A 4,996-nucleotide genomic window follows, 5' to 3' on the forward strand; every position below is an offset into this window, starting at 1 on the left:
ACGGCGCGCTGGCGCCAGCGCACATGCAGCGTGCAGGCGACGAACAGCGACAGGCACAGCGCGACTTCGGCCAGCGCGAGCCAGCGGCTGGGCGCGGGGTCGCTCCAGGCACGCACCACGCCTTCGGTGAAGTACAGCCAGACCACCAGGCTGACCCAGCGGTAGGTGTACATGCGGCGCTTGAGCAGGCCGGCCAGCGGCAGGCACAGCGGCAGCGCCTTGAGCGCCAGCCACGAGCCGCCGGGGCGCAGCGGCGCAAGCCACAGCTCCCAGGCAACGCACAGCAGCATCAGGGCCAGCAGGCTGCCTACGGCCCACCAGCGGGTGGCAGCGACGTCGCTGCCGGGTTCGGTATTGGAAGGATTCATGGAGGTGGCATCATATCGGCCATGGCCTTGTCCTTTCACCGAGCGCGCATGCGCGGGCGCCAATTGGCCCACACCCTGACCGTCTTTCCCTGGCGCAACACCGCGCACACGCTGGCTGCGCGCTTTCGCGAAGACCGGCTGGGCCTCACGGCCAGCAGTCTCACCTTCACCTCGCTGCTGGCGCTGGTGCCGTTCGTCACGGTCGCGCTCGCGGTGTTCACTGCGTTTCCCACGTTCGGCCGTCTGCAGCTGATGCTGCAGCGCTGGCTGATCGACAGCCTGATTCCCGATTCCATCGCGCTGCAGGTGATGGACTATCTGATGCAGTTCGCGGCCAAGGCCAGCCAGCTCGGCGGCGTGGGCTTCGGCTTTCTGCTGGTCACGGTGATCAGCCTGGTCATGACCATGGACCGCACGCTCAACAACATCTGGCGCGTGCAGCGCATGCGGCCGCTGGGCCAGCGCCTGCTGATCTACTGGGCGGTGATCACGCTGGGACCGCTGCTCATGGGCGGCAGCATCGCCACCACCTCGTATGTGTTGTCGGCCTCGCGCGGCATAGTCGCGGCGCTTCCCGAGGCGGTGCAGGTGGGTTTCAATTCACTTGAATTCCTGCTGCTTTCGGGCGCGATGGCCGCGCTCTACCACTACGTGCCGAACACGCCCGTCAAGTGGCGCCATGCGTTTGTCGGCGGCCTGTTTGTCGCCATCGGCATGGCGCTGGCCAAGAACATTCTCGCGCTGTACCTGGCCTCGGTGCCCACCTATTCGGTGATCTACGGCACCTTCGCCACCTTGCCCATCCTGCTCATCTGGGTCTATGTGGCCTGGGTGATCTTCCTGCTGGGCGCCGTGGTCACGGCCTATCTGCCCAGCCTGCTCACGGGCATGGAGCGCAGCTCCTCGCACCGCGGCTGGAGCTTCGAGCTGGCGCTCGAAGTCGTTGCCGTGCTCGACGAGCAGCGCGGCCAGCCGCTGCGCGGCATGCAGCCGCTGGCGCTGGCCAGGCGCCTCAAGGTCGACGCGCTGCAGCTCGAGCCTGCGCTCGCGGCGCTGACCACGGTGCGCTGGCTGGGCATGCTGCCCGACGAAGGCCAGACGCGCACCATAGACGACGTCGAGCCGCGCTACGTGCTGCTGTGCGACCCGGACGAGACGCTGCTCGCGCCGCTGCTGCAGCATCTGCTGCTCGACAGGACGCCGGGCACGCAGAAATTGTGGGAGCAGGGCCATTGGGACGAACTCACGCTGGGCCAGGCCTTGCCGCTGCCCGAGGTGATTGCCCAGCCGCCGGCCCTGGTGCCGTTCGTGCTGCCCCGTTGAGAATTTTTGTCACCAGGAGAGAGTGCGATGGAAACCATGGAAATTCACCGCGGCCGGCTGATCGATCACCTGCAGCTGGTGGTGCGCGATCTGCCCAGGGCGCAGACCTTCTACACCGCCGTGCTCGCGGCGCTGCAGGTGCCCATGGGCGGCACGGCCGAGGACTATTTCTGGGCCGACGAGTTGTTCGTGTCCACGGCCGGCAGCCAGGCCGCGCAGGGCCATCTGACCGGCCGCCACCATTTGGCGTTCCAGGCCAAGGACCGCGCCATGGTCGAGGCGTTCTACCAGGCCGCGCTGGCCCATGGCGGCACCGACAACGGCGCGCCCGGCGAGCGGCCCTACCATCCGGGCTACTACGCGGCCTTCGTGCTCGACCCCGACGGCAACAACATCGAAGCCGTGTTCCACGGCGAGGCGCAGCGCAGCGCGGAGTCGGTGCGCGTGACCTTCTGAAGTGGAAAAGCCCCGCCTGTCTTGCGACAGTGCAGGGCTCAGGGCGGAGCTGCGCGGCTCAAGCCGCCAGAAAATCCCGCAGCGCAAACAGCGTCTCGTCGGGCGACTCCGTCATCTGGTTGTGCCCCATGGGCAGCAGCACGCGCTGCGGCTTCTTGCCCGCGGCCTGGGCCGCCTGGATCAGGCCTTGGGCGGCCTTGGGCGGCGTCATCTGGTCCTGGGCGCCGAGCGCGAACAGCACGGGGCAGGTGATGGCCGCGATCGCGGCCTCGCCGCCCGTGTAGCGGTCGCAGGCCAGAAATCCGGTGTGCAGCAGGTTCTGCTGCGCATTGCTGGCCAGCACGCGCCGGCCCAGCGCCATGCCCGCGCCGAACACCCAGCTGCCCGCGCCGCCGGGCGGTGCGAGCGTCGCGCGCGAGAAGGTATTGACCAGCTGTATCGCCTGTTCGGGCGTGTTGAGCGCCGATTCGAGCAGCGCCGGCGAGACCTTCATCGGGTGGGCCGTGCCCACCAGCGCCAGGTGGCTCACGCGCTCGCCCAGGTCGGCCGCGGCCTGCAGCGCAATCAGGCTGCCCCAGCTATGGCCCACCAGCGCGGCCTTTTCCAGGCCCGCGGCATCCATCAGATCGGCGACAAAGCGCGCCGCCTGCTCGACGCTTTGCGGCGCCGGACCCGCGCTGCGGCAATGGCCGGGCAGGTCTATGGCCAGCACGTTCCAGCCGTGGTTGGCCAGATAGCGGCTTTGCAGCGCCCAGACGCTGTGGTCGCACAGCACGCCGTGGATCAGGATGACCGTGGGCAGTTCGGGGCGCAGCGCCTTGCCGCCGGTATAGGCGTAAATGGAGTGGCCGTTGACTTCGATGTTCATGGTGATTTCTCCTCCTCCTAGGCGGCTTTTTCCGCGGCCTTGAGCGCGCGCTTGAGGTCGTCGATCAGGTCGTCGGCGTCTTCGAGGCCAATCGACAGGCGTATCGTGCCCTGGCTGATGCCCGCGCCGGCAAGCGCCGCGTCGTCCATGCGGAAGTGGGTGGTGCTCGCGGGGTGTATCACCAGCGAGCGGCAGTCACCGACGTTGGCCAGGTGGCTGAAGACCTTGAGCGTCTCGATGAACTTCTTGCCCTGGTTGCGGTTGCCCGCGATGTCGAAGCTGAACACCGAACCCGCGCCGCGCGGCAGCAGTTTCTTGGCCAGCGCATGGCTGGGGTGGCTTTCGAGCATGGGGTGGCCGACGCGGCTGACCATGGAGTGGCTGGCGAGGAACTCGACCACCTTGACGGTGTTGCGCATGTGGCGCTCCATGCGCAGCGGCAGGGTTTCAATGCCCTGCAGTATCAGCCAGGCGGTATGCGGGCTCATGCAGGCGCCGAAGTCGCGCAGGCCTTCGCGGCGCGCGCGCAGCAGGAAGGCGCCGACGCTGCTTTCCTCGGTGAACACCATGTTGTGGAAGCCGTCGTAGGGCGCGCTGAGTTCGGGGAATTTGCCCGAACGCTCCCAGTCGAAGCTGCCGCCGTCGACGATCACGCCGCCTATCACCGTGCCGTGGCCCGAGAGGAACTTGGTGGCCGAGTGGTAGACGATGTCCGCGCCCAGCGACAGGGGCTTCATCAGCCAGGGCGACGTCAAGGTCGAGTCGACCAGCAGCGGCACGCCGGCCTCGTGCGCGATCTGCGACACGGTGGGAATGTCGAGCACGTCCAGGCCCGGATTGCCCACGGTCTCGCCGAAGAACAGCTTGGTGTTGGGGCGCACCGCGGCTTTCCAGCCGTCGATGTCGCCGGGCTTGACGAAGGTGGTCTCTATGCCGAAGCGCGCCAGCGTGTAGTGCAGCAGGTTCTGGCTGCCGCCGTACAGCGCCGTGCTGGCCACGATATGGCTGCCCGCGCCCATCAATGTGGCCACCGACAGGTGCAGCGCCGCCTGGCCGCTGGCCACGGCAATCGCGCCCACGCCGCCTTCGAGCGCCGACACGCGCTGCTCGAGCACGGCATTCGTCGGGTTGCTGATGCGGCTGTAGACATGGCCGGGCCGCTCAAGGTTGAACAGCGAGGCCGCATGGTCGCTGGACTCGAACACGAACGAGGTCGTGAGATGGATGGGCACGGCGCGCGCGCCCGTCACGGGGTCGGGCTGGGTGCCTGCATGCAGGCTCAGCGTATCGAAGCCGGGGTCAGAGTAACCGGGCATCTTGTCTCCAGAATATGGTCAGTCGCAACGGTGGCCCCGGAGGGAGCCTGGGCCAACGATTATGCATGGGCAGGTCGGCGCGAACGCGCACCCAGGCGACCTGGTGGCCGACGGGTGAAAAGCCGTATCACCGGCCTGGGGCGCGGGTTTGTCGGCTAATATCGATCACCAGTTGGAGAGTCCTCCATTCCCAGCGGCAGCAGCCGGAGACAAAAAATGAAAGTTCGCGACATTCTTCGCGTCAAGGGCAACACCTTGTACGCCATTTCCCCCGATGAGCCCCTGAGCCGCGCCGTGGAGACTATGGCCGAGAAGGACATAGGCTCGCTGGTCGTCATGGAGCATTCGGACGTGGTGGGCATGCTCACGTTCCGCGAAGTGATACAGGCGCTGGTCAAGAACGCCGCCGGCACGACGCTGGTGCGTTCGGCGATGGACGACGCGCCGCTGACCTGCACGCTGGAGACCGAAATGGACGAAGTGCGCCGCATGATGCTTGACCGTCACGCGCGCTACATGCCCGTGATGGACAAGCGCATGCTGATGGGCGTGATCAGCTTCTACGACGTCGCCAAGGCCGTCGTCGACAGCCAGAACTTCGAGAACCGCATGCTCAAGGCCTATATCCGCGACTGGCCCGAAGGCGAGCGCCAGGGCGCGGAGTA

General features: G+C 67.2%; 6 protein-coding genes. 3 read left to right on the forward strand and 3 right to left on the reverse strand.

The window, feature by feature from the left end; all coding sequences use genetic code 11:
• Nucleotides 1-368: DUF2069 domain-containing protein (locus RR928_RS24225; protein ID WP_332684608.1), on the reverse strand; the 368-nt coding region annotated here is incomplete at its 3' end.
• Between the two features lie 63 nt (nt 369-431).
• Between RR928_RS24225 and RR928_RS24230 the strand changes: the two genes are divergently transcribed.
• A complete protein-coding gene (locus tag RR928_RS24230) occupies nt 432-1,691 on the forward strand; it encodes a YihY family inner membrane protein (RefSeq protein WP_332684611.1) in 1,260 nt (419 codons plus the stop codon).
• Nucleotides 1,692-1,718: 27 nt separating this feature from the next.
• A complete protein-coding gene (locus tag RR928_RS24235) occupies nt 1,719-2,147 on the forward strand; it encodes a VOC family protein (RefSeq protein ID WP_332539753.1) in 429 nt (142 codons plus the stop codon).
• A gap of 58 nt (nt 2,148-2,205) precedes the next feature.
• Here RR928_RS24235 and RR928_RS24240 read toward each other — a convergent pair whose 3' ends face one another.
• Nucleotides 2,206-3,015 (reverse strand): alpha/beta fold hydrolase, encoded by an 810-nt coding sequence (locus RR928_RS24240; protein ID WP_332549539.1) that lies wholly within the window; start codon nt 3,013-3,015, stop codon nt 2,206-2,208.
• Nucleotides 3,016-3,032: 17 nt separating this feature from the next.
• Nucleotides 3,033-4,331: an O-acetylhomoserine aminocarboxypropyltransferase gene (locus tag RR928_RS24245; protein WP_332549538.1), complete on the reverse strand. Its 1,299-nt coding sequence runs from the start codon at nt 4,329-4,331 to the stop codon at nt 3,033-3,035.
• 216 nt (nt 4,332-4,547) lie between these two features.
• Here RR928_RS24245 and RR928_RS24250 point away from each other — a divergent pair.
• On the forward strand, nt 4,548-4,996 hold a 449-nt coding region (locus RR928_RS24250), incomplete at its 3' end, for a CBS domain-containing protein (RefSeq protein WP_213293217.1).

Source organism: Comamonas sp., assembly GCF_036666375.1.
Classification (GTDB): Bacteria; Pseudomonadota; Gammaproteobacteria; order Burkholderiales; family Burkholderiaceae_C; genus Comamonas.